This is a genomic window from Paenibacillus sp. MER 99-2 (genome assembly GCF_023714095.1).
GTDB lineage: Bacteria > Bacillota > Bacilli > Paenibacillales > Paenibacillaceae > Paenibacillus.
The window spans coordinates 697,060-721,974 of the sequence record NZ_JAMAUZ010000001.1; the positions used below are offsets into that span (position 1 = coordinate 697,060).

Annotated in this window: 21 protein-coding genes; 15 read left to right on the top strand and 6 right to left on the bottom strand. The window is 46.2% G+C overall.

Annotation, left to right across the window (positions count from 1 at the left end; all coding sequences use genetic code 11):
• The first annotated feature begins 28 nt into the window (after positions 1-28).
• The gene (locus M3636_RS03165; RefSeq protein ID WP_128102751.1) at positions 29-346 is read left to right on the top strand and encodes a DUF1292 domain-containing protein; all 318 of its coding nucleotides are present in this window, start codon (positions 29-31) and stop codon (positions 344-346) included.
• Between the two features lie 138 nt (positions 347-484).
• On the opposite strand, the gene M3636_RS03170 is transcribed toward M3636_RS03165, so the two are convergent.
• A complete protein-coding gene (locus M3636_RS03170; protein WP_128104520.1) occupies positions 485-1,960 on the bottom strand; it encodes an aminotransferase class I/II-fold pyridoxal phosphate-dependent enzyme in 1,476 nt (491 codons plus the stop codon).
• 178 nt (positions 1,961-2,138) lie between these two features.
• On the opposite strand from M3636_RS03170, the gene M3636_RS03175 reads away from it, so the two are divergent.
• Positions 2,139-3,431: an MFS transporter gene (locus tag M3636_RS03175; protein WP_251381262.1), complete on the top strand. Its 1,293-nt coding sequence runs from the start codon at positions 2,139-2,141 to the stop codon at positions 3,429-3,431.
• A 394-nt stretch (positions 3,432-3,825) separates the two neighbouring features.
• Complete coding sequence (locus M3636_RS03180) at positions 3,826-4,425, top strand: hypothetical protein (RefSeq protein ID WP_128102750.1); 600 nt, start codon at positions 3,826-3,828, stop codon at positions 4,423-4,425.
• A gap of 101 nt (positions 4,426-4,526) precedes the next feature.
• On the opposite strand, the gene M3636_RS03185 is transcribed toward M3636_RS03180, so the two are convergent.
• Positions 4,527-5,132 (bottom strand): suppressor of fused domain protein, encoded by a 606-nt coding sequence (locus tag M3636_RS03185; protein WP_251381263.1) that lies wholly within the window; start codon positions 5,130-5,132, stop codon positions 4,527-4,529.
• A gap of 262 nt (positions 5,133-5,394) precedes the next feature.
• Here M3636_RS03185 and gndA point away from each other — a divergent pair, with 262 nt between their 5' ends.
• Together gndA and M3636_RS03195 are read left to right on the top strand one after the other, a co-directional pair.
• Positions 5,395-6,804, top strand: a complete 1,410-nt coding sequence (gene gndA, locus M3636_RS03190; protein ID WP_128102748.1) for an NADP-dependent phosphogluconate dehydrogenase — start codon at positions 5,395-5,397, stop codon at positions 6,802-6,804.
• Positions 6,805-7,075: 271 nt separating this feature from the next.
• Positions 7,076-7,585 (top strand): shikimate kinase, encoded by a 510-nt coding sequence (locus M3636_RS03195; RefSeq protein WP_251381264.1) that lies wholly within the window; start codon positions 7,076-7,078, stop codon positions 7,583-7,585.
• An 80-nt stretch (positions 7,586-7,665) separates the two neighbouring features.
• On the opposite strand, the gene M3636_RS03200 is transcribed toward M3636_RS03195, so the two are convergent.
• Entirely contained in the window at positions 7,666-7,971 is a 306-nt protein-coding gene (locus M3636_RS03200; protein ID WP_056696298.1) for a rhodanese-like domain-containing protein, read from the bottom strand.
• Between the two features lie 137 nt (positions 7,972-8,108).
• Here M3636_RS03200 and aroA point away from each other — a divergent pair, with 137 nt between their 5' ends.
• From aroA to ptsP, 4 genes are all read left to right on the top strand, one after another.
• Entirely contained in the window at positions 8,109-9,404 is a 1,296-nt protein-coding gene (gene aroA / locus M3636_RS03205) for a 3-phosphoshikimate 1-carboxyvinyltransferase (protein ID WP_251381265.1), read from the top strand.
• A 133-nt stretch (positions 9,405-9,537) separates the two neighbouring features.
• Positions 9,538-9,972 carry a CoA-binding protein gene (locus tag M3636_RS03210; RefSeq protein ID WP_145408465.1) on the top strand — a complete coding sequence of 145 codons (435 nt, stop codon included), beginning with the start codon at positions 9,538-9,540 and terminating at the stop codon, positions 9,970-9,972.
• A gap of 366 nt (positions 9,973-10,338) precedes the next feature.
• Positions 10,339-12,219: a glucose PTS transporter subunit IIA gene (locus M3636_RS03215; RefSeq protein ID WP_128102745.1), complete on the top strand. Its 1,881-nt coding sequence runs from the start codon at positions 10,339-10,341 to the stop codon at positions 12,217-12,219.
• Positions 12,216-13,976 carry a phosphoenolpyruvate--protein phosphotransferase gene (ptsP, locus tag M3636_RS03220; RefSeq protein ID WP_128102744.1) on the top strand — a complete coding sequence of 587 codons (1,761 nt, stop codon included), beginning with the start codon at positions 12,216-12,218 and terminating at the stop codon, positions 13,974-13,976. The genes M3636_RS03215 and ptsP overlap by 4 nt, the downstream gene beginning before the upstream one ends.
• Positions 13,977-14,141: 165 nt before the next feature.
• On the opposite strand, the gene M3636_RS03225 is transcribed toward ptsP, so the two are convergent.
• Complete coding sequence (locus M3636_RS03225; protein WP_251382476.1) at positions 14,142-14,681, bottom strand: type 1 glutamine amidotransferase domain-containing protein; 540 nt, start codon at positions 14,679-14,681, stop codon at positions 14,142-14,144.
• A 263-nt stretch (positions 14,682-14,944) separates the two neighbouring features.
• On the opposite strand from M3636_RS03225, the gene M3636_RS03230 reads away from it, so the two are divergent.
• The 4 genes from M3636_RS03230 (at position 14,945) to M3636_RS03245 (ending at position 17,746) form a co-directional block, all read left to right on the top strand.
• A complete protein-coding gene (locus M3636_RS03230) occupies positions 14,945-15,358 on the top strand; it encodes a hypothetical protein (protein ID WP_128102743.1) in 414 nt (137 codons plus the stop codon).
• Positions 15,359-15,480: 122 nt separating this feature from the next.
• A complete protein-coding gene (gene ytxJ / locus M3636_RS03235) occupies positions 15,481-15,828 on the top strand; it encodes a bacillithiol system redox-active protein YtxJ (RefSeq protein WP_128102742.1) in 348 nt (115 codons plus the stop codon).
• 92 nt (positions 15,829-15,920) lie between these two features.
• Positions 15,921-16,928, top strand: coding sequence for a catabolite control protein A (gene ccpA, locus M3636_RS03240; RefSeq protein ID WP_128102741.1), 1,008 nt, complete (start codon positions 15,921-15,923; stop codon positions 16,926-16,928).
• Positions 16,929-17,050: 122 nt separating this feature from the next.
• Positions 17,051-17,746, top strand: a complete 696-nt coding sequence (locus M3636_RS03245) for a 5'-methylthioadenosine/adenosylhomocysteine nucleosidase (RefSeq protein WP_128102740.1) — start codon at positions 17,051-17,053, stop codon at positions 17,744-17,746.
• 313 nt (positions 17,747-18,059) lie between these two features.
• Here the strand turns inward: M3636_RS03245 and M3636_RS03250 are convergent, their stop codons facing one another.
• Positions 18,060-18,692, bottom strand: coding sequence for a GNAT family N-acetyltransferase (locus M3636_RS03250; RefSeq protein ID WP_251381266.1), 633 nt, complete (start codon positions 18,690-18,692; stop codon positions 18,060-18,062).
• A 239-nt stretch (positions 18,693-18,931) separates the two neighbouring features.
• On the opposite strand from M3636_RS03250, the gene acsA reads away from it, so the two are divergent.
• A complete protein-coding gene (gene acsA / locus M3636_RS03255; RefSeq protein ID WP_145408461.1) occupies positions 18,932-20,656 on the top strand; it encodes an acetate--CoA ligase in 1,725 nt (574 codons plus the stop codon).
• A gap of 159 nt (positions 20,657-20,815) precedes the next feature.
• Here acsA and M3636_RS03260 read toward each other — a convergent pair whose 3' ends face one another.
• Complete coding sequence (locus tag M3636_RS03260; protein ID WP_251381267.1) at positions 20,816-23,920, bottom strand: transglycosylase domain-containing protein; 3,105 nt, start codon at positions 23,918-23,920, stop codon at positions 20,816-20,818.
• Between the two features lie 293 nt (positions 23,921-24,213).
• On the opposite strand from M3636_RS03260, the gene M3636_RS03265 reads away from it, so the two are divergent.
• Positions 24,214-24,423: a helix-turn-helix transcriptional regulator gene (locus tag M3636_RS03265; protein WP_145045482.1), complete on the top strand. Its 210-nt coding sequence runs from the start codon at positions 24,214-24,216 to the stop codon at positions 24,421-24,423.
• Positions 24,424-24,915 lie beyond the last annotated feature (492 nt).

The window sequence follows — 24,915 nt, forward strand, 5'->3', positions numbered from 1 at the left end:
ATTACTATTTACAAAGCGAGGTATTTCAATGAGCGATCACACACATGAACACGGCGCTGACTGCGGATGCGGTCACGACCATGACCACGACCACGAGCATGAAGAAGTTCTTCTGACACTAACAGACGAGAACGGAAACGACGTGGAGATGGTTTTGGTGGAGACGTTTGACGTGGAGAACCATGTTTATGCGCTCCTGCTGGAACGTAATAATCCTGAAGCTGACGGCATCATCCTGCGTATGGAAGAAGAAGACGAGGAAATGGTGCTCTACAATATTGAAGACGAAGCCGAGTGGAGCCGTGTTGAAGCGGCATACAACGAACTCGTTGCAAGCCAAGAATAGTCATTCTTTTGGAATAACAACAAGACTCCTTGATATCAAGGGGTCTTGTTGTTTTGTTTGTTCTTTTGCACAAAAAAAGAACCAGGCGGGCAGGCCTGGCTCTTAGTCTAAGCATTTATATATGGCTGCAGCAGATCTCTAGAAGATCGCATCTGCTTCCACGATTACTTTTACATTCGTTACGCTTCGGTCTTCAGGGCCTTTAACGGGCAATCCAACTTCAACATGGTCGATGATGTAGTCAATATTTTCTTGAGTAATGACCTCACCTGGAAGTAAAATTGGAATGCCTGGCGGGTACACATAGATAAACTCCGAGATAATACGTCCTGCGGATTCTCTGAAAGGAATGACTTCCGTATCTCCGTAGAAAGCATCACGCGGTGTGAGCATCAATTGCGGAATATCTGGAACTTTAACAACAAGCTCGTGAGCTGGATTAACCTGATAGTAGGTTCTGGACAGATCCTGCAAAGCATTGAGTAAGATTCCTACAGAGTCGTCTGTATCACCTGGTGTCACAAGGCACAGAATATTGTACATATCACTGAGTTCGACCTCAATGTTGTAATGTTCGCGTAGCCAGTTTTCCGTTTCATAACCTGTAATACCCAAGTGACGAACATGAATCGTAACTTTGGTTGGATCATAATTAAACGTTGCTTCCGTACCGAGCAGTTCCTTGCCGAAGCAATACAATCCATCGATATCATTGATGGTTCGTCTCGCGAATTCAGCCAAATCGATCGCTTTCTGTGCAATCTCATGTCCATGCAGAGCCAAATTGCGTCTAGATGTATCGAGTGAAGCAAGCAAAATGTATGATGTTGATGTTGATGTGAGAAGGCTCAGGATTGTCTGTACACGCTGTGGATTCACGAATCCATTCTTCGTATTCAGATTGAGTATAGAACTCTGTGTCATGGAACCACCGAGCTTATGGACACTTGTTGCAGCCATATCGGCTCCTGCTGCCATAGCAGACAGGGGAAGATCCTCATGGAAATGAATAAGTACGCCATGTGCCTCGTCCACAAGGACAGGAACTTGGTAGCTGTGAGCCAGCTCAACAATTGATTTTAGATCCGTACATACGCCGTAGTAGGTTGGATTAATGACAAGTAACGCCTTAGCATCCGGATGGCGCTCAAGAGCGCGACGTATGGATTGAATCGTTACTCCGTGATCGATGCCAAGATTGACATCTTGTGCAGGAGAAACGAAGACAGGTTTAGCACCTGAGAAAATGATGGCAGACAGTACCGATTTATGCACATTACGGGGCACAATAATTTTGTCGCCAGGTCCGCAGACCGATAGAATCATCGTCATAATCGCACTGCTTGTACCTTGTACACTAAAATAGGTATAATCTGCTCCGAAGGCATCGGCAGCCAGCATCTGAGCTTCCTGAATGACACCTGTCGGCTGATGCAGGTCATCCAGTGGTGCGATGTTGATTAAATCTATGGAGAAGGCATTATCGCCAATAAATTCACGGAATTCGGTATCCGCTCCCAATCCTTTTTTATGTCCCGGAATATGAAACTGTACCGGATTGAGTGCCGCATGATTTTTTAAAGCGGTAAACAGCGGCGTACGGTGGTGATTCATCAGTGCTGTCACAACCCTTCCTAATAAAATTGGTAAACAAAGATGAGTATAGCAAATTAAGAACCGAATGCAAGCGGTATGAGCGACAAATTTTTGAATTGCCGAGATTTGGTCACATTCCCCGCGGTTACACTAAGGTTAGGGGAAGGGCAATGGAGCGTCGAAAGGAGAGAAAAGAATGCAAACCAACACGAAACCTGCCAAAATTTTGCGGTCGCCTTTTTTTATCGCAATGTGGCTGACGCTTTTCTTAGTCGAAATTATCAAAGGAGCTCTACTGGTAGCTGTATTGCCTGTATATATGGATAACATTTTGGGGTTGTCAGCAGGTGTGATCGGTGTAGCATTTGCCCTTCAATATTTGGGTGACAACCTGTTCCGAGCGCCCTCGGGTTGGGCAGCTGAACGAATTGGGTTTCGTGCAACGATGGTGACTGCTTTAATCTGTACGTTGATCGCGGTCATTATGATTATATTTTTCAAAAGTGCTTTTGGTCTGTCTATGGCTTGTCTCATTCTTGGCATAGGGACTTCACCGCTCTGGCCTTGCGCCATGACAGGTGTGACGGCGATGTCAGGCCCACAGAACAAAAATGGCACAGCGATGGGTGCACTGGAAATGGCCGCTCTAGGAGGAACGGGGCTTGGCCCTGTGGGCATGAACTGGATGCTGGAGCGTACTCATCATGATTATCGTATGGTATTTCTAGTCTTAATGGGCTGTGCCATTCTTGTCATTTTAGTCGCTTTGATCTTGCCAGGACGTGTCGTTGTGGAAGGAGAGCATGCGCATGAAGAGGCAAAACGTACCCCTGCACCTTATCCACCCAAGCCGAGCCTACTTACACCATTTATTAAGCTCAAAAGAAGCATTCAGGGCACGTTACAGCGTGTGCGAAGTACACTTAATGTGAACCCGCTCGTATACCCTGCGTTGTTTATGCAATCGTTCGTTATCGGCTTACTCAGTCCGGTCATTACACTGTATACGCGTACCGACCTGCATATCTCACCCAATCTCTACAGCCTGTTATTAATTGCGGGTGGAGGGATTACCGTGATTGCGTTGCTGCCCGTAGGGAAAATGGTAGATCGGTTCGGAACATCCGTGTTTTTGCACATCGGTTTTTTGATGGCATCCGCAAGTTTGTTCGCGTTCGCTTCGATTACCGCCATACCGGTGGTCTTTGGAATTGTAATGCTTGTTGGGGTTAGTTACGCCATGATTTTGCCGGCATGGAACGCATTTGTAGCTACACTCATTCCCAAGGGAGAGCGGGGAGCCATTTGGGGATTTTTCCTAACGTTACAGGGGTCGGGCATGGTGGTTGGGCCGATCGTCTCAGGTTTGTTGTGGGATCATGTCAGCCATCCGGCACCGTTCATCGGCAGTGCAATTGTGATGGCAGGGCTTGCGATCGTGCATTTTATATTGTCACGCAATCCATTTCGAACTGCACCCGCCAAATAACGCATATCTATGAAGAATGGATTCAACACCAAAAGGGAGTGTCGTCAACCAGATCGGTTGTGACATTCCCTTTGTTATTTCTAACCTTTTGAAGATAGCTATAGTCCGTTAGAGAACAAGCTCCATTTTTGTGAGATGGCATTCATCCCTTGGAAAAATCCATCTGTATTCCTCCATTTCGCGTCTATTATATCATGAAAATCAGGGGGCTTGCCCCTGTGCGCCTGCGGAAAGGTCTGGTCCTTCGGTTGATTCAGTGAAAAATAGTCAAATAACCAAGTACCCTTACATAAAATGAAGTATAAAATAGGGTAAGCCGATGTAGAAGAAGCCATGTAAAAAGCGATGTAAGAAGCGAACCGGTGTAGATCCGGTACAGATGGAGGGGAGTGCCGTGAATAAGAGTTATGAAGTTGAATATTGCAATCTGGAGCTGCGGTTCAACCGTCGGCATATCCAAAATTTGATCAAAGACCTTATTCGTGAGGGCTATTCACTATATTGGAGCGAGGACGAATCCTTCTTTATCTTGTCAGTCCGTACTGGGCGTAAGCTGGTAAAGCTCCGTTTTCAACAGACACGCAGTGGCAATTACAAAATGACGGGTGATTACCTCATCAAGGACGCGAAGCTAGCGGAATGGCTGGAGAAGCTTATCGGTGACACACGAGGGCATGCCGTTGTAAAACGATTCAAGGATCAGCAGATGACGGTAGAGAACATTTTGTTTGGTGAAGTGATTCGTTTGGTGGAGGTATCCGGGTTCAAGCAACGGGTTATTTTTCAAAAGGAACCTGCGCCTACGGCGGAAGAAATGGAAGAAATGTTCCTCTCGCGTGAAGGTGAGGAGCGGCTGATGCTGTTGCGCATGGAAGTGGATGATGAACTGGAACGTCTGCATAACGCCATACAGCTCAATAATACGGAAAAAGCAAACGCCTGCCGCGAAGTATTGCAGCGTTTATCCGGACATCTGTTGATGCTGGAAGCATGAAACATACAAATTGTAGATTACACTCGTAAATAAAGCCCCGGCACACGCCAGGGCTTTCATTGCTGTATCGGATGATCCTCATGAAAGGAACAATGGTGAAGTTACGGGCGAGAAGGGTCGATAATGGAGAAGCTCGAGCTTTCAACCAAGGCATCGAAGTGATCTATCCCTTGATTGAGGATGAGATCAGCTTCATATGGAGTAATCGGCACGACCCAGAGCAGTGGAATCATCTCTTGACCTACATGAATTTGTTCCAAAGATTCGTTTTCTCCACGTAATTCATCAATAAGTAGAGCAGTTGCATTCCAACCAGCTGGTGCAATGTTGCTTGGTGGCATTACACGGGGAATGCTTGAATTCGGAATATTCTCAATATGATGTGAAATGATATCAGCCAGATACGTGTTGATTCGCTCTACATGTTCACCGCCAAGATCCGATTGCAGTGCAAGCATCCATTCAGCCGCTACCCGATCACCTGATGGACGGACTGCCTGTGACAATCCTACCGTGACAAATCTTGCCACGCCTGATTGGGCTTTTGCCGGAAAATAATAGATTTCCACATACACATTTCTTTCTAGCTTAGATAGGATGACTCTGAACTGTGGCATCCCCCATTCGGCCATGTATGCGCCTAGAAGAAGCGTCCTACGAATATCTAATGATAACCGATCCTCGTTCGAGAGCTGCTCAACCTCCATCGATTCTCTCCTCCTCTTCATGTCATTCAATGGACTCTAGTATAGCATCAGAGGTATCCAGCCTTGAACCGGTTTACACAAGATGTATCTGCCCCAGCCAGCATATTTATGAAAATACAATGAACACCTTGGCAGATTGGTGTGTTTTCTCGTTGTGTAGAAGCTATGCGGGGTTCACTTCTATACGTAAAACCGTTAAAATGAGAGTGTTGTTGAGAACAATATCATTAAAAATCAATTGGAGTAAAGGATGGGAGACCAGATGACTAAACAACAGATCGGTGTAATCGGACTGGCTGTCATGGGCAAAAATTTGGCCCTTAACATTGAAAGCAGAGGTTTCACGGTGTCGGTATATAACCGTTCCCAAGAGAAAACAGAGGATCTTCTGAAAGAAGCCGAGGGTAAAAATCTGACAGGTACATTCTCGATTGAAGAATTCGTAGCATCCCTGGAATCCCCGCGTAAAATTTTGATCATGGTTCAAGCAGGTAAAGCGACAGACGCAACTATCGAACAATTGCTGCCTCATTTGGATGAGGGCGACATCATCATTGATGGAGGAAATGCATACTTCCCTGATACTCAACGTCGCAGCAAAGAGCTGGAAGACAAAGGTATCCGTTTCATCGGTACAGGCGTATCTGGTGGTGAAGAAGGCGCATTGAAAGGTCCTTCCATTATGCCAGGTGGACAAGAGAGTGCCTACAAATTAGTAGAGCCGATTCTGACAGCCATTTCAGCTAAAGTTGGCGATGATCCTTGCTGTACATATATTGGACCAGACGGTGCAGGGCACTATGTCAAAATGGTTCACAATGGTATTGAATACGGGGATATGCAATTGATTGGCGAAGCATACCACCTGCTCAAATCCGTACTTAACGTTTCCGTAGAAGAACTGCATGAGATCTTCACGGAATGGAACCAAGGGGAGCTGGACAGCTACCTGATCGAAATTACAGCAGACATCTTCTCCAAATACGATCCAGAAACCGGCAAACCAATGGTCGACGTGATCTTGGATGCGGCTGGACAAAAAGGAACAGGTAAATGGACAAGCCAAAGTGCGCTTGATCTCGGCGTACCACTGTCCATGATTACCGAATCTGTATTCTCCCGTTTCTTGTCTGCGATGAAAGACGAGCGCGTAGCAGCAAGCAAAATTTTGAATGGCCCTGCGACAGAAGCATTCTCTGGCGACAAAAAAGCATTCATTGAGAACGTGCGTAAAGCACTCTTTGCAAGTAAAATTGTATCCTATGCTCAAGGCTTCGCTCAGATGCGCGCGGCATCGGATGAGTACGGCTGGGATCTGAAATATGGCAACATCGCTATGATCTTCCGCGGTGGCTGCATCATCCGTTCACAGTTCCTGCAAAACATCAAAGAAGCATACGATAAAGATGCAGCGCTCAAAAACCTGCTCTTAGATCCATACTTCCAAAACATCGTTGAATCTTACCAAGGCGCATGGCGTGAAGTCGTAGCGGCTGCTGTACAACAAGGAATCCCGGTTCCTGGCTTCTCCAGCGCGTTGTCCTACTACGATAGCTACCGCACAGAGCGTTTGCCTGCAAACCTGTTGCAAGCACAACGTGACTACTTCGGTGCACACACGTTCAAACGTGTGGACAAAGAAGGCAGCTTCCACCACAACTGGATGGAGTAGTCTCGGAGGGAGGATCGCTTGCGATTACCTCTAATAAGAAGACCCACAATCTCGGCTATGCCGGAGTTGCTGGGTCTTTTTCATTGCGCGATAGAAGGTCATAAATCTCTCTGACTTCCACTGTCAGCGCTCTAGCCTTCCCCAGTTAGCAGGGCTGTGTTATGATAGGACAAAAGTGCTCAAGAAATGCTTGAAATGCGAATTCAAAATGATGTTTCGTCATCCAAAGCGAACTTTTTGAATAACCTCTTGAAATAAAGGAGTGTACCTTTTGAGCAAGGCTAACAATATTATACTCATCGGTATGATGGGAACCGGCAAATCAACAGTTGCAGATTTACTTGCACGCGAACTAGGCTATCGACTGGTTGATGTGGACGCCGCAGTGGAGAAAGAGGAAGGATGTACAATTCCTGAATTGTTCACAAGCAAAGGCGAGACTTACTTCCGGGATGCAGAGAGTCGGGTGCTGTGCTCTGTACTAGAGAAGAAAGCACAGATCATTGCAACTGGAGGCGGAGTTGTACTGCGTGCTGACAACTGTGATGTGATGTCCAAGAATGGCTGGGTCGTTGCGCTGACTGCAGATCCCGCAGTGATTGTAGAGCGTGTGAGTGGTTGTGACAATCGTCCATTACTGGCAGGCAATGCGGAGGAACGAATCCAGACGATTATGGAGGAACGCAAAGACGCGTATCGGTTTGCGCATTACACAGTGGATACTACGTCGTTATCCGCGGCTGAAGTGACTCGTTTAATTTTAGCGCATTACCGCGTCTAAGCCTGTAATCGCCGTGTGTTTTTTTATAGAGGTGTGAGAAGTACAGTGTAATGAAAAAACGAGCCGAGCGGCTCGTTCGACTAGTCTTCCTGTTGCCATTGCAGCATGCCGCCAACCATGTTGGTGCAGCCCTCGTAGCCAAGTTGTTGCAGATATTCGGCAGCACGCTCGCTGCGGTAACCACTGCGACAGATGAGGACGATCTCACCTGACTTCTCAATTTCAGACAGTCTGTCTGGAATTTGACCTAGGGGGATGTGCTTCGCTCCCTCAATCATGCCTTGTGCGACCTCTTCGTCCTCACGGACGTCTATCATCTGCAACTTCTCGCCAGCCTGTAAACGGCGGCGTAGTTCAGACGTTTCAATTTCAGCAATTTGCGTCATATTCAGATCCTCTTTTCTGTATCGACTTATCGCTTATAATGATACCCAAGCGATGCAGGGAATGTCAATTTAGGCAAGATGCCTTTTGGTATGATTATAGTATCTTAATAATTTGAATAATGAAGGAGAATTCATTCATGGACGTTATCGTAACACCTACTCCCTCCCTGAAAGGGGAAATTGGAGCCTTGTCCTCCAAAAACTACACAACACGTTATTTGCTAGCTGCTGCATTGGCAGAAGGCACAAGCACAATCCATTTCCCTGCGCATAGTGAAGATAGTGACGCGATGCGTAGATGTATTCGTGATCTAGGTGCAGTTCTGGAAGAAGACGATAGCAAAATCGTAATCCAAGGTTTCGGTAGCCACCCACGCGATGTACGTGAACTGAATGTAGGCAACGCGGGTGCTGTTTTACGTTTTTTGATGGGTGTAACGGCATTATGTCCTGAGGTTACTTTTGTCAATACGTATCCAGATTCACTTGGCAAGCGTCCACATGATGATCTGATTGATGCTCTGGGACAACTTGGTGTGGAAGTTCAGCATGAACAAGGACGTCTACCTATTACGATCAAAGGTGGCAAACCCAAAGGTGGGCATATCCGTGTATCCGGTTCGGTGAGCTCCCAATATCTGAGTGCATTACTCTTTGTAACACCTATGCTTGCAGAAGATAGCACAATCGAAGTGCTGAATGATCTGAAGTCCAAGGTCGTGATCGGACAAACGCTGGAGGTATTGGAGCAAGCAGGAATCGTTATCCATGCAAGCGATGATTACATGTCCTTCCGTGTACCTGGCGGCCAGTCATACCAACCACAGACATATACCGTTCAAGGAGACTACCCAGGTTCAGCGGCGGTTCTCGCGGCGGCAGCGGTGACACAGTCGGATGTGAAAATCTTGCGTTTGATGGAACAGAGCAAGCAGGGGGAACGTGCCATCGTGGACGTGCTGCGCATGATGGAAGTGCCTCTGACACATGAGAACAATGTTGTGCACGTGCAAGGGAACGGGAAATTAAAGGCGATCGAATTCGACGGAGATGCAGCAACAGATGCTGTTCTGGCCATGGTAGCAGCGGCTGTGTTTGCGGAAGGAACCTCACGGTTCTATAATGTAGAGAACCTGCGCTATAAGGAATGTGACCGAATTACGGATTACTTGAATGAGCTTCGTAAGGCGGGAGCGAACGTCGAAGAGCGTCAGGCGGAGATCATCGTGCATGGACGTCCAGAGGGCGTTGAAGGTGGCGTTGAGATTAATGCTCATTATGATCACCGGGTCATCATGGCTCTAACCGTTGTTGGACTTCGTGCCAAGCAACCGCTTCGCATTCGGGATGCACACCATGTAGCCAAGTCTTACCCACAATACTTCGATCACTTGCAGGCGCTTGGTGCCTCCGTACAATGGGTAAAAGAGTAAAACAACCCTCACGTTGAGAGGTCGTTCCAAAAGTCCACTTGTGGTTATGAAGCATGCCCCCTGGCGGTATATGATCAGCATCGAAGTTCGAAATCAGCTGAAATCTTTGAGCAGAAAAGGATGGTGCTTGAACATGGAATTTAACAACCCTACTCGTGAAGAAATTGGACAAATTTTGCGTAATGCAGGCAACATCGCTGTCGTTGGATTATCAGACAAATCAGATCGCACATCCTACATGGTTGCTGAAGCTATGCAAAGCAGAGGATATCGCATCATTCCTGTGAACCCACAGGCGCAAGGTGAGATTCTTGGAGAAACGGTGTACGCCACGCTCGCGGATATTCCAGAACCAGTAGATATCGTTAATGTGTTTCGTCGGGAAGAGTATTGTGCTGATGTAGCACGAGAGGCTGCGGCGATCAAAGCTAACGTGTTGTGGCTGCAACTGGGCATCCATAGCGATGAGGCAGTGCAGATTGCGGCTGAGAACGGTCTGACGGTTGTTACGAATCGTTGTATCAAGGTCGAAGATTCCATCGTTCTGCGCGGTGCTGGACGCAACTAAACGCCATTTACGTCGTTTTGCGGCGGTCATGAAATTGTGTTATGCCTAGTGATAGGACAGAAAACTTTATACGATCAGGTGATACACGCAGAAAATCCCGTTAACGAAGGCAAAGTTAACGGGGATTTTCTTTTTTTATATAGCATAACTGCATTAGGTTGATCGAAATATAGTACCAATGGCTTAGATGACATTCCAGCCTTTCTAAAGACTATATAACGTTTTATTTATTGTGATGGCCACATCAACAAGTGGTCTTTTTGGTATGTGATTGCAGAGTATAATTAACTTTCTAGCAGGTTGCTGTTTTGCTTTGACAAAACGTTTCTTAAAGCTTACCATCAAGGATAGAAAGGAGAGGTCGCCATGAATTGGCTCGGATCCTTGCAGCAGCTCGGAAGAGCGGTAATGCTGCCTACAATGGTCCTGCCCGCCGCCGCAATTTTGCTTAGTGTTGGCAGTTTGCCCTGGGACGCCTGGGGGATGAACGTTGTTGGTGAAGTGTCTACCGTGGCTGGACACGGTATTTTTTATTTTTTGCCCTATTTATTTGCGGTCGGTGTAGCGCTGGGACTCTCCAACCAGGCCGGACAAGCGGGACTCGCTGCGCTGGCTGGTATCGTCATATATGATCAGGTGACTCGCAACTTTGGCGATGGCACCGTGCAGCCTGCTTCCTTAATCGGAATTATACTCGGCGCACTGGCTGGGGTAATGCATAATCGATTTAAGAGCATTAAGCTGCCCGAAATATTGCAATTTTTTGGCGGTTCTAGATTCGTTTTGCTCATCGTTGGGCTCTGCTCGGCCCTGTTCTCCTGTTTTATGTTATGGATCGCTCCAATACTGCAGCATGGATTGAACGCGGTTGCCACATGGGAATACAGTCTCGGTGGTTTCGGATTGTTCATCTATGGCGTGCTCTACAGGGTATTGGTTGCTTTTGGCTTACATCATCTGCTGAACAATGTATTCTGGTTTCAATTGGGTACATTCGAAACGCCTGACGGAAACATTGTACAGGGGGATTTGCCTCGGTTCTTTGCTGGTGATCCATCCGCAGGTTTCTTCATGGCCGGGTTGTTCCCGATCATGATGTTCGCTATACCAGCGATTGCGTTTGCCATTATTCAGGAAGCTCGGGAAGACTTGAAGCCGAAGATCAAGAAAACATTTCTTACTTCAGCATTAGTCTGTTTCCTGACAGGAGTTTCCGAACAGATCGAGTTTGCCTTTTTATTTGCAGCTCCTTATCTGTTTATTGTGCATGCGGTTATGTCTGGTATTGCGATGTGGATTAGTTATTGGCTTGATATACGACACGGGTTTTCGTACTCTGCAGGTATAATTGATTACATACTCAATTTTCATCTATCAGAGAATGCTTGGAAGCTTATTCCGATTGGCATACTATACGGGCTAGTCTATTACTTTTTGTTCCGCTGGGCGATTCGTACATTCAAGATTCCTACACCAGGACGTGAAGAAGGCTCGATGTTAGAGGATTGGGTAGGTAATATTCCTTACCAGGCTCCGTTGATTTTGGAAGCGCTCGGTGGCAAAAGCAACATTGTGCAGGTTGAAGCGTGTATCACACGTCTTCGTCTGACGGTGCATGACGATCGCCTGATCGACACGGGTGCGATGAAGAGCATGGGCTCAGCCGGGTTGATCAAGCTGGGCGGAGGAAACGTACAGGTGGTATTCGGTACCTATTCCGAATTGATTCGTGAAGAAATTGCGAAGCTACTGGAACGAGATCTGCCGCAAGTGCTGTTCTGTGCGCCTGTACAGGGGAAAATGCTGCCGATTGAAGAGGTGCCCGATCAGATATTTGCAGCCAAGCTTGTTGGGGATGGGGTAGCCTTTGTCCCAGAGCGGGGAGAGCTGGTCTCTCCTGTATTCGGTACAATTATGCATCTGTATCCAACGATGCATGCGTTAGGCATTTCCACCCGAGAAGGGCTTGAGGTTCTGCTTCATATCGGGATAGATACTTCACAATTAAAAGGTCATTTTGAAGCTTTTGTTCAAGAGGGCGATACTGTCGAGCCTGGACAATTGCTGATTAAATTTGATCTCGCTGTTCTTCGTGAACAAGCAGCATCACTGACAACGCCGATGGTAATTACCAATCCGGATCGTGTCAAATCATGGAGCTTTGCTCCATTTAAGCAAGTCAAGAAAGGTCAGGCATCCGTTATGTCCGTGGTGCTCTATGACAGGAACGTTGGAGGGGTAGAATGAAGATACAAGGCATCAACGGCGCTGCAGGCATAGCCATCGGCAAAGCATTTGTCCTGCCCAGTTGGGAATGGGATCTGCCGGATCAGAAGATGGATTCGGTGGATCTCGCCCAGGAATTCGAACGGCTGTATGAGGGCATCCGGACTTCTCGGGATGAGATAGAGTACATCAAGAATGAATTCAAGGAAGTTGTGGGTCCAGAAGAGTCAAGCATCTTTGATGCGCATCTAGCGATTTTGGAAGACCCTGTGTTTATGAACGAAATTCGAGGCATTATTGAACGACAATATAAGGCTGCCGAAGTGGCCGTAAAAGAAGCGATTGACCACTTTGTAACGATGTTTGACTTGTTGGATGATGAGTACATGAAGGAGCGAGCGATCGACATCAAGGATGTCGGCAATCGATTGTTGAAGCATCTGTTAGGTGCACCGGAGATTACCCTCCCTTCAGATACTCAGCCGTACATCCTTGTAGCCAAAGAGCTGTCGCCTTCACAACTGGCACATCTTAACCCTACGCATGTGCTCGGCATCGTTACTCTCATTGGTGGTAAAACGTCTCATTCCGCTATTATGGCTCGTGCCCTAGGCATACCTCTCGTTTCCGGTCTGGAGGCGAGTCTTGGCATGCCAGTTGAGACAGGCGATATGCTTGTGGTAGATGGGGATAACGGACTTGTATTCACGGAGCCAGATCGCAAAACGATTGAACGTTACACGATGATTCGTAACAAACAATTGCAGAAAAAAGAACAATTACAGGTGCTTGCTACAGTTGATGCCGTAACCAAGGACGGCTCAGTACTTCATCTAGCATCCAATATCAGTTCGGTGAAGGAACTGGATCTCGCTCTGAAGCATGGGGCGAAGGGAGTAGGGCTGTTCCGTACCGAGTTCCTTTATATGGATCGGGCTACATTCCCGGGTGAGCAGGAACAGTATGAGGTATACAGATTGGTCGCTGAAAAGACAGCTGGTCAGTCTGTTGTCATTCGTACATTGGATATTGGCGGAGATAAGCAGCTTGATTATTTCGAGCTACCTGAAGAGGATAATCCGTTTCTTGGATACCGTGCCATCCGCATCAGCTTGGATCGTAAGGATCTATTCAAAACCCAGCTTACAGCAATTCTGCGGGCAAGTGCTGCAGGGAATGTGAAGATCATGTACCCTATGATTTCGTCAGTCGAAGAACTGCAACAGGCCAATGAAATTTTGCGTGAGGCCATGGCTGATCTGGATGAGCGTAATTTGCCATATGATCCACATATCCAGGTAGGTATTATGATTGAAGTGCCTGCAGCGGTGATGATTGCAGACTTATTGGCAGAGGAAGCGGATTTCTTCAGCATCGGTACGAATGATCTTGTTCAATACGTCTTGGCTGTGGATCGGATGAACGAACAGATCGCCCATATGTATCATCCATATCATCCAGCCGTGCTGCGTATGCTGCGAGCTACGGTAGAAGCAGCTCATGCTGCTGGGATTGAGATTAGTGTATGTGGTGAGATGGCAGGGGACGAGCGTTCAATTCCACTATGGCTTGAGCTAGGCATACGTAATCTAAGTATGTCTCCTCAATCTCTTTTGCGTGTGAAACATAGGGTGCTCAATACAACTGCAACAGCCGCTAAAGAAGTAGCCCATGAGTGCTTCACGTTGCGAACAAGCCTGGATATCGAACAACGTTTACAGACATTTAATGACGGAGCAGGCAGCCCGGATGAACAGAGTGGCTCGAATGCCTCTTGAGAATCTAATCTTAGTAAAAATATCTTAGATGCTCTTCAACTAATAGGTTCGACATCAATCAATCTTCACGTATTCTATCTATTTAAGTGGATTGATAAGAAGAGCTCCACCTAAACCATGAAACCCCCACGCTACAGAGCGAGGGGGTTTTTGGTGATTGGGTACTTATTGCGTTTTGGCATCAGCCAATGCATCACAGAACGCTTTTCCATACGGGGGAAGGTCTGGAGGTCGACGCGCCGATATGATATGTCCATCCACAACAACAGGCTCGTCTTTCCAGATCGCACCTGCATTTTCCATGTCGTCTCGAATGCCTGGGGTGGAGGTCACGGTAACGCCTTCGAGAATTTTGGCAGAGATCAGCACCCAGCCGGCGTGACAGATTTGTCCGATTGGCTTGCGATCTGCATGCATCTCCTTCACAAGTTCAAGCACTTTGGGATAGCGACGCAGCTTATCCGGCGCCCAACCGCCAGGCACAAGAATACCATCATATGCAGAACTGTCCAACTCGTCGAAGCTGTACTCCGCTTCAGCGGGAACACCATATTTTCCGATGTAGGTTTTACCCTTTTTCTCCCCAGCTAGATGCACCTCGGCACCTTCTTCACGTACACGATGTACGGGATACCATAGCTCCAGATCCTCGAATTCTTCATCAACGAGAGCGATAACTTTTTTACCTGTTAATCTCACATCCATCTCTCCTTTTGCGGTGGCATGTATCGACTTTATTGTAACAGATTCATGGCTTCGCTTCACGGGACACACAACCTCCCAAATAGGTAACCGATTTCAATCGTTGTTAGCATACGCATATAACCCTTAACCTGGCGACAGTGGTAATTTGTGCAACCTTTGGTTTGCAGCAGGATTTAGGCGGAAAAAGGTCGAATGGTAACAGTATACGAGATAGAACGAATGAGGTGATGGATGTGCGTAAATCGTGCAGATGCGGACATGTAATGGAATTAGAATTAAGAACGGTTGTGTACGCCAAAAAAGTAGAGATTCGCAACGTACCCGTATTTGCATGTACAGATTGTATCTCATACGAAGTGCTTCAACCGGTCAAACCTGACCTGAAAGAATGTATTAGTAAATTGGGTGAACAGCCCAATAAGCAGGATGTTTTATTCGGTGAACAAAATGAGCTTGCAGACCTGTTCCACGAGCAACTGCTTGCTAGACCCGATGCAACAGATCAAGAGATACAGGATCAGATGCAGCAGGCCGTGAAGGAAAGAATTAATCTATTGCTGGATATTTTGGGTTATGCTCAAAAGTCGGGTGATGCAGAATGGATCGAGACGACTCAGCGTAGACTGGGTCAGTTATCGGGCTTTGTTTGGCAGGCACATTTCTCGAATGCTGTCTAATTTTGACGTGTAAAATGCTTGTTTTCATGAAAATTGGCTTTTTCGCGCGCTTTTTGTTAAGATATCGAAGAGTGAAAACGCTCAACTTAGCGGTATTCCTGAAAAAGGGGGATGTATATCCAATGGCTGACATGACTAAAATGACAAGTATTGAACAGCTAAACTCCGCAGTGGAGGCTACCGAGGATCAACCTTTGCTTCTGTTTAAGCATAGTACGCGTTGCCCAATCAGCGCGAATGCATATCAGGAGATGAACAACTATTTGCAGAACAATCCTAATGAACAAGTGAAATACGGCATTATTTATGTTGTGGAAGACCGCCCTGTATCTAACGAAGCAGCAGAGAAACTGGGTGTTAAGCATGAATCTCCACAGGCAATTCTAGTTAAAAAGGGAACGCCTGTATGGCATACTTCCCATTCTGATATTACTTCGAGCACGCTCACGCAGGTTTTAAGTGAGTCCTAGAGCCTATTTTAATTGATTAATGCAAAAATTTGTCGTAATATAATTCTTAATGAAAATGGGTTGAAAATTTACTGGTAATGGAGAGAAGTACTGTGACGGTAACCATTTATGATGTGGCACGCGAAGCTGGGGTGTCCATGGCAACAGTATCACGGGTAGTGAACAATAACCCCAATGTGAAGCCACAAACACGTAAAAAAGTATATGAAGCCATTGATCGGTTGGGATATCGTCCAAATGCGGTAGCCAGAGGTTTGGCTAGCAAAAAGACGACAACAGTCGGTGTGGTAATTCCTGATATTTCGAACTCGACTTTCGCTGAGATTGCTCGCGGAATTGAGGATATTGCTAATATGTATCACTACAATATTATTCTATGTAATGCGGACAAGAAGAAAGAAAAAGAAATTCGTGTTATTAACACGTTGCTAGAAAAGCAAGTCGATGGTTTGCTTTTCATGGGCGGAACGGTAACGGATGAACATATCCAAGCCTTCCAATCAGCAGCAGTACCGATCGTGCTCTGTGCGACAAGTGACGAGAAGGGAACATATCCTTCTGTAGATATCGATCATGAAGCTGCTGCGTTTGATGCGGTGAATACATTGATTCGTCATGGTCACAAGGAAATTGCGATGATTAGTGGTACGTTGCAAGATCCTGCTAACGGCTATGCGCGTTTCCAAGGATACAAGAAAGCTCTTGAAGCAGCGGGTATGGAGTATCAGGAGGATCTGGTACGCATCGGTAACTACCGTTATGAGTCCGGCGTGGAAGCGATGAAATATTTCCTCGGACTGAAGAAGAAACCGACGGCAATCTTCGCTGCAACAGATGAGATGGCTATTGGCGCGATTCACAGCATTCAGGATGAGGGTCTGAAAGTACCGGATGACTTCTCCATCATTAGTGTGGATAACATTCGTATGGCTTCCATGGTGCGTCCGCAATTGACAACGGTCGCTCAGCCAATGTATGACCTTGGTGCTGTCGCGATGCGTCTGCTCACGAAGCTGATGAAAAAAGAAAATGTGGAGAACCCACGGGTTATTTTGCCACATGAAACAATTCTACGTTTGTCTGTAAGCCATGCTGGATAAGTAAATATAGCATTGGAAATGGTATAAGGCAGGGAGAAGACATTCTCTCTACATATCGAATTGGCAGAAGCTCCGGTGACGGAGCTTTTGTGCTGAATAGAATCTACTGGAGGGCTTGGGACATGCGCGAAACAATCGGTATTATTGGTGCTATGGATGAGGAAGTAGAACTGTTACTTGCGGGGATGAAGCAGTTGGAGACGGTCAAGCAGACCGGAATCACCTATGTTGCAGGCGAGTGGTTGGGTAAACAGATTGTTGTCTGCAAATCAGGTGTGGGTAAAGTTAACGCGGCAGTAACCACGCAAATTCTAATTGACCGTTTCCAAGTGGATCGAATTATTTTTACAGGTGTTGCTGGAGCGGTTCATCCTGAGCTGAATATCGGTGATATCGTTATTTCCTCGGTATGCGTGCAGCATGATATGGATGTGACTCCCCTAGGGTTCGAACGTGGCGTTATTCCGTATCAAGAGACCTCTGCATTTCCTGCCGATGCTTCACTGATTGCACTTGCCGAAGAAGCGTGTAAGGCGCAAGGAGCCCATTACCGGATTGGCAAGGTGTTGTCAGGGGATCAGTTTATTGCCAGCAAAGAGACGGTAAATATGCTGTATACCCAGATGGATGGAGCGTGTGCGGAAATGGAAGGCGCGGCTGTTGCACAGGTTAGTTTCATGAACCGTGTACCTTTTGTCGTTCTGAGAGGCATGTCCGATAAGGCGGATGGTTCTGCACATGTGAACTTTGCCGAATTTACAGTGCAGTCATCCCAGCGCTCACATCGCATCGTGGAGCATATGTTGGAGAACATGTAAGCCCTCATGTAAGAGATAAACAAGCTCGCAGTGAGCCACTTCAAATAGAAAAATTAAATTAAACCGCTTCTCAACGGATAGCTCTTAAGGTATGCAGAGCTGGGTGAGAAGCGGTTTTTTAAATTAATAGGATTTATACGTTTTCGGCGGAGCTGAATCATGCGATTATCGCACGAAAAACTACAACTAAACAACGTTTGTCTTTTGTGAAGGTACGACGATAGACGTTATTCTTATGTAAGCATATTTTAAGCGTTGTTCGAATGTAGTCCGTTTTACTTCAATATGATGATCAATTGTATTTAAGCTGAACTTAGTACATAAACCGGTAACGAAAGCGAACACGATCGAACTGTTCTTCGGATGTGAGTGGTACCTGGCTGCCGATTCTCACCATAAGACAGTTAGCCGGATGAGAGCAGATTTCAGGATCATCGGTCGCGTACCAGGTCATATCCACAGCCTGCATCAACTTCTCCATCATTTTGCGATAATCCCACACGGACAGGCCACTACCCTTCAGATCCCAATGCCAGTAATATTCGGTCGTAAAAATGATATATCGCTCCATCTGACCGCCTTCGAACGCAGTGAGCAGCATCTCACGTCCGATGCCTAGCGAGCGGTACTCATCAGCAACCTCAATGGCTCCCAGTTCAATGAGATCCGTCATATTGCCCTCAGACCAACGTTCACATTCGTCAGCGTAATGAAACGTAACGTAGCCAATGATCATGCTATTTTCATGTGCTAGAATGATACGACCTTCCGGCAGAGCGGCAATCTCCGTCAGGGCTTCCTGCTGCTCTGATGGTCTCCGAAAAGCATCGAGATCCGGATGGAAACCTAGCTGTGAAATAGCCTCAGCGGGCATAGGGCCTTCAATCGTGATGTGGTGACCGGATTTGAAGATGGAACGCATATGATGCTTCTTAATATGTTCCATAGTTCATGCTCCTTTCTTCCCCCTAGACGATGATTGAGAAGATTTGCTATAATGGCGTAGACAAAAAATGTTCACAATTCAAGTGCAGCTCAAAATTCATTCAGTAGGTCAAGCAAGTAAATAAAGAGAATGTTCTCTCTATTAATGTAAGCGCTAACTGGAAGTTCAGTCAACACAAGGCAATGAGAAGTCACCCATTTAAGGGAATCGAAATGTCGAGTTGAAGGAGGCTGGCAAGCATGAGTCAAGCATTTGAAGAGATGCTGCAAACGGTTGTGTCTGAATCTAACTTGGGCGATTACGCGGAGGCTCGTAGCCGATTTGATTGGGAATCGGTGGAAAGGCACTTTACGTGGCACGCCAGCGGAAAAGTGAATATGGCTCATGAGGCGATAGATCGCCATGTACTGGAAGGAAGAGGCGGCAGAACGGCATTGTTATACAGTGATGCTTCACGGGAAGAGGCGTACACCTTTGCCGATCTTAGCGAGCAATCCAACCGGTTTGGTAATGTGCTTCGGAAATATGGCGTGACCAAGGGAGATCGGGTATTTATTTTTATGCCAAGAAGCCCTGAGCTGTATTTCAGCCTTTTGGGTATTTTGAAAGTAGGTGCCATCGCAGGGCCGCTGTTTGAAGCCTTTATGGAGACCGCCGTCAAAGATCGATTGGAAGACAGTGGGGCAGTTGCGCTTGTAACGACACCCGAGCTTCTAGGGCGAATTAAGCGCTCCGAATTACCGGAGCTAAAGCATATATTTGTCGTTGGTGGTGGGGAGCAGACAGAGGATGGACTCATTGATTTTGATGCAGAGATGTCTGCGGCTTCAGATGAGATGCACGTGGAGTGGCTCACGCGTGAGGATGGACTCATTATCCATTATACATCGGGTTCTACAGGGAAACCCAAGGGTGTATACCATGTACAGAATGCAATGATTCAGCATTATTATACAGGCAAAGTGGTGCTCGACTTACGCGAGGATGATGTGTACTGGTGCACCGCAGACCCTGGTTGGGTCACAGGCACATCATATGGTATTTTTGCACCATGGCTAAACGGGGTAACCAATGTGATTCGTGGAGGTCGGTTCAGTCCACAAGACTGGTATAGCACGATCGAAAAAAATAAAGTGACCGTCTGGTACAGCGCACCAACGGCATTCCGGATGTTGATGGGTGCAGGAGACGAGACGATCGCCCAGCATGATCTGAGTAGTCTGCGTCACGTCATGTCTGTTGGCGAGCCGCTCAATCCTGAAGTAGTTCGTTGGGGCTGGAAAGCGTATGATCAGCGAATTCATGATACGTGGTGGATGACGGAAACGGGTGCACAATTGATCTGTAACTATCCGGGTATGCCGATTAAGCCAGGTTCCATGGGAAGACCTTTGCCCGGAATTGAAGCTGCGATTATCGATGATCGTGGGCAGGAGTTACCTCCATACAGTATGGGGAATTTGGCAATACGTAGCCCCTGGCCGTCGATGATGGCCAAGATCTGGAACAACCCTGCCAAATACGAGGAATATTTCCGACTCTCTGGCTGGTACGTATCTGGGGACTCGGCTTATATGGATGAGGACGGTTACTTCTGGTTTCAGGGCAGAATTGATGATGTAATTAATTCGTCTGGTGAACGTATCGGCCCTTTTGAGGTGGAGAGCAAGCTCGTAGAGCACCCTGCTGTAGCTGAGGCTGGGGTTATCGGTAAACCGGATGTAACACGGGGTGAGATCATCAAAGCCTTTGTAGCGCTTCGTGATGGGTATGAGGCAACACCGGAGCTGAAGGAAGAGATTTATCGTTTTGTAAAAGAAGGCCTGTCTGCCCATGCTGCACCGCGTGAGATTGAATTCAAGGATAAATTACCGAAGACACGTTCTGGTAAAATTATGCGTCGTGTCTTGAAAGCCTGGGAGCTGGATTTGCCGACAGGTGACCTGTCCACCATTGAGGACTAAATGTTAAAGGTGGCTAGCATGCTAGCCGTATTGGAATGAAAGGTAGCATGAAAAAGCCTGATCTGGATGTCCATCAGATTAGGCTTTTTTGACGTATTAATCAAAAGACCCCCTAAGGATAAACTTAGGAGGTCTTTTGGTGTAAATGTAATGTTTACTTTAAGGCTGATAATGTACCGCTGCTGAAGGCTCAGATTCTCCTGCGCTGTTGCTCGCAGATACCTTGAACCATCCACTGGTTGTTGCCGGTACACCGAAGTCGAGCGAAGTACCCGAGGTAGAGCCGATTTTGTTGAATGGAGCATTGCCCGTTTCGCTGTAATAGACGGAATAGCTCTGTACACCTTCCGTATCAGCGTTTGAACCCCACTGGATACGAATACCTTGAGATAGGGCTGTAACACTTACCTGACTCGGTGTGCTTGGAGCAGTCGAAGCCGAAGTATCGTCTGATCCTTCACCAGGCGTGATGATCGTTCCAGGAACGTTAATCGGTTCCTTCACTTCTTCCTCTGGTGGCGGTTCTACAACGGCAGTGCTAGTCGCAATGGCGCTAGGTGCAGACTCTCTGCCAGCTACATCAACTGCTGTAACGTAGAAGGAGAAGTTACCACCTTGTGCATAAGCCGTAAATGACCGAGATTCACCCGCAAGAACGACTTGCCCTTGATTCTGGAATCCTCCGCCATTAACAGAACGATACAAGCGATACCCGACAACATCACTTTCCGGTGTAGCATTAAATGTAATGATTGCTCTGCCGTTCGACATAGACAGTCTTACATTGCCTGGAGCATCAGGAGCTTTACCGTTGTCTTGCCTTGGATCAATCTGCGTTGGCATGTCTGAATCTGCATCCTGTGGCAGGTAATATGCAAGTGACTCATGCCGGCTCATACGAGAGAATGCATTTTGCAACTCTTTAATGAGATCGGAGATTGGTTTTTTACGCTTGATTACGGTTTTTTCCTTGAGCATATCGCTAGGTGTTTCATCACGAGGGATGTAGTTTACACCATTGTAAGTGATGTACTTCGCCTTAGCGACGCCATCATCGCTATCTTTAGGAACGAATTTACTGTTGAAAATATCTGTAACAAAACGATCTGTCAGAGCCGTAGGAAGTTTACCGCTATAAGCGGAGACGGTTTTCGTCACTATACCTGATGGCTTCTCGAACTTATCTGTAACAAATAGCTCTTTGTCTGAGGCGATGACCTCATTCATAATTTGCGTCCATAGCTGCTGTGCGCGTTTGCGCTGAGACTTGGTCTCTAGTGTGTTTACTGGCTGTTTGTATCCAACCCATACACCTAAAGTGACATCTGGCGAGTAGCCTTCAAACCAGACATCGGCGTAGTTCTGGGTAGAGCCTGTTTTTCCGACAATCGGTACACTCTTCGAATATTTGTAGCTTTCGCGTACTTTATCCGCTGTACCTTCTGTAACGACCGTACGAAGCATGTCGGTCATGAGATATGCCGTCTGCTCGGAGAAGGCCTGAACAGGAGCTGCTTCGTGTTTATAAACGATATTACCTTTGGAGTCTACAATTTTACTGATCATATAAGAATCGTTGTACACACCGTTGTTGGCAATGGCACCATAGGCGTTGGTGAGTTCCTCGACGGTCACACCGTACTGAAGGCCACCAAGAACACCTGTTTGTGCTTGATAATCGTTTTTCTGAATGGTGGTAATGCCAAGTTTTTTGGCGAAAGCCCAGGCTTTATCAATTCCCACGTCTTCATTAAACAACTTAAGCGCCACGGTATTCAATGAGTAATTCAGTGCTCTACGAGCAGTGATGAGGCCTTGGTACCGGTTATTTGCATTTTTCGGAATGTGATATCCGCTTGGACCGTCTTTAAGAATAATCGGTGAATCATCCACGACGGAACCTGGCTGAACCAAGCCTTCATCCATAGCAGGCAGATATGCTGCAATTGGTTTCATAGCAGAACCTGGTTGACGCACCATCTGCGTAGCATAGTTCATCTGTTCATCTTGGAAGCTTCGACCTTCGATCATGCCTAGAATGGCACCAGTCTTATGGTCGATCAACATAGCTGCCGTTTGTTCTTTCCCTTTTTTGGGATCGTCTGCGGCAAAATTACTGTCATTTTCAGCAATCGTACGCATGGTTTTGTATACACTTTTGTTAATTGTAGTGTAAATGCGATATCCACCCGTGCGTAATTGCTGCTGAGCTTCTTCCAATAATGCACTGCTATCTTTAGTCGCTGCATCCTTGTCTGTAGCTTCACCAGTGTCTTTGCTAGCGTCTGCATTCAATTGTGTCATCAAGATTTGAGCAGCTTGTCGTTCAGTTTCCATCATAAGATAAGGATAAGTGTTGTAAGCTTTAACCGTTTTGGGAGCGAGCGAGCTCTTGATGTCAAAAGCAAGCGCTTCGTTATATTCGGTTTGATTGATTTTACCTAGTTCTAACATTCGACGTAAAACCAAGTGCTGGCGATTAATTGCGCGCTCAAAATTGTCCTCAACAAAGTCGCCTTTACCATTAAAAGCAGAGTATGAAGAGGGGAGCTGAGGCAAGCCGGCAAGGTAAGCAGCTTGAGCCGTATTTATTTTCTCCAGATCATTAATATTGAACAAACCTTTGGCAGCAGCCTTGATACCATAGACATTGTATCCACTGGAGCCATTACCGAAAGGAACCTTGTTCAAATATGCAGTCATGATCTCGTCCTTCGTCAAGAAACGTTCCAATCGGAGCGAGAGAAGAATTTCTTTTACTTTCCGATCCTCTGTACGATCTAGATTGAGGAACACACGACGTGCTAACTGTTGTGTAAGTGTACTTCCGCCTGTTTGGACAGACTCTTTAAGCACCTTCTGTTTTACGGCACGAAGTGTACCGTTCATGTCTACACCTTTATGTTCGTAAAAATGATTGTCTTCAATGGCAATAACTGCATCAATAACTTTCTGTGGGATCTGGTCAATGGTGACCGGACGTCTGTCTTCTTCTGTACGTAATTGACCGATTGGACTGCCATCGGCGAAGTAAGCAAAGCCTGTGATGGAGTTTTCGCTGACTTTCTGTTCAATCAGGGCCCTGGATCGGACAGGCTCGTCTTTCACAATGGAACTGACGTACCCCATTAAAGCACCGCCTACGAATAGTACCCCCATGATTCCCAGGACAACCATCCATTTGACGACACTGCCTAGTCTGCGAATGAAGCTACGCTTGCGGACAGGCTGTTCATCGGGCTTTTTCTTATTAACATCAACCATTCAGTGTCTTCCTCCTTTTAACAGCACTTATTATAGCATAAAAAGGTGGGTTTGCATGCCTGAGAAATACAAGCAATAGTCGAATAATGCCATTATTTTCGAAATTATGTTATTTATTATGCTTGTAAATGTACCATATCATAAGGAGATAACAATATGGCTTGAGAAGATCCTTTCTATCAGCCTGTTTTAGGGCACGAATTTGGTGTAAAGTTAGCTTGACATTTTGAGGAGTGAGAGATATATTTTTTGTAAAGTTAGCTTTACAAATGAAGAGTGAGGACACGAAATTCATGAAGAATAAAATTGAGATCTACCGTCGAGAGCTTAACATGACACAACAGGATCTGGCGGAGAAGGTTAACGTATCACGTCAGACCATTATTTCATTGGAAAGAGGGCGATACAATCCATCGATTATGCTGGCTTATCTCATAGCCCGGGTGTTCAATAAAAGCATTGAACAAGTTTTTATTTTTGAGGAAGAGGGGGATGTTGAGTGAGGAAATGGACTGTGGTATCTATTGTTATGTGTATTATCGGACTGCTCGTTTTTTCGATTGCTCTCTACCAGAAGTTTGCGTTAAATAATTCTAATCTGTCGTTTGCTATGCCTTTAGGCTTTGGATTAATCGGGTGCTCAATGATAAACTTAATCATTTTGGCTATGGACAACAAAGGGGTTAAACGAAGTGTGGACTCTGAACATGATGAAAGGATAATTTCGCATTGTAAATCTTCATTTTCACTTGGATTTATAGTTATGATAATGGTCATAATTACAATGCTTGTGATATATCAGTTTGGAATTGAAATAGAGGTGTTTGAATCAGCGATTATTATCATGGTGAGTGGTATTTTTTCTGCTGTGACGTACTTTGCATATAAGTTCTTAAGATATTAGATCATCACTTCCTGATCAAAACGGTGTTCTTCACGTGTTATTCTTCTGATGGATACGGCGAAATTTTCTATATTGCCCTCAACTTCTGCCT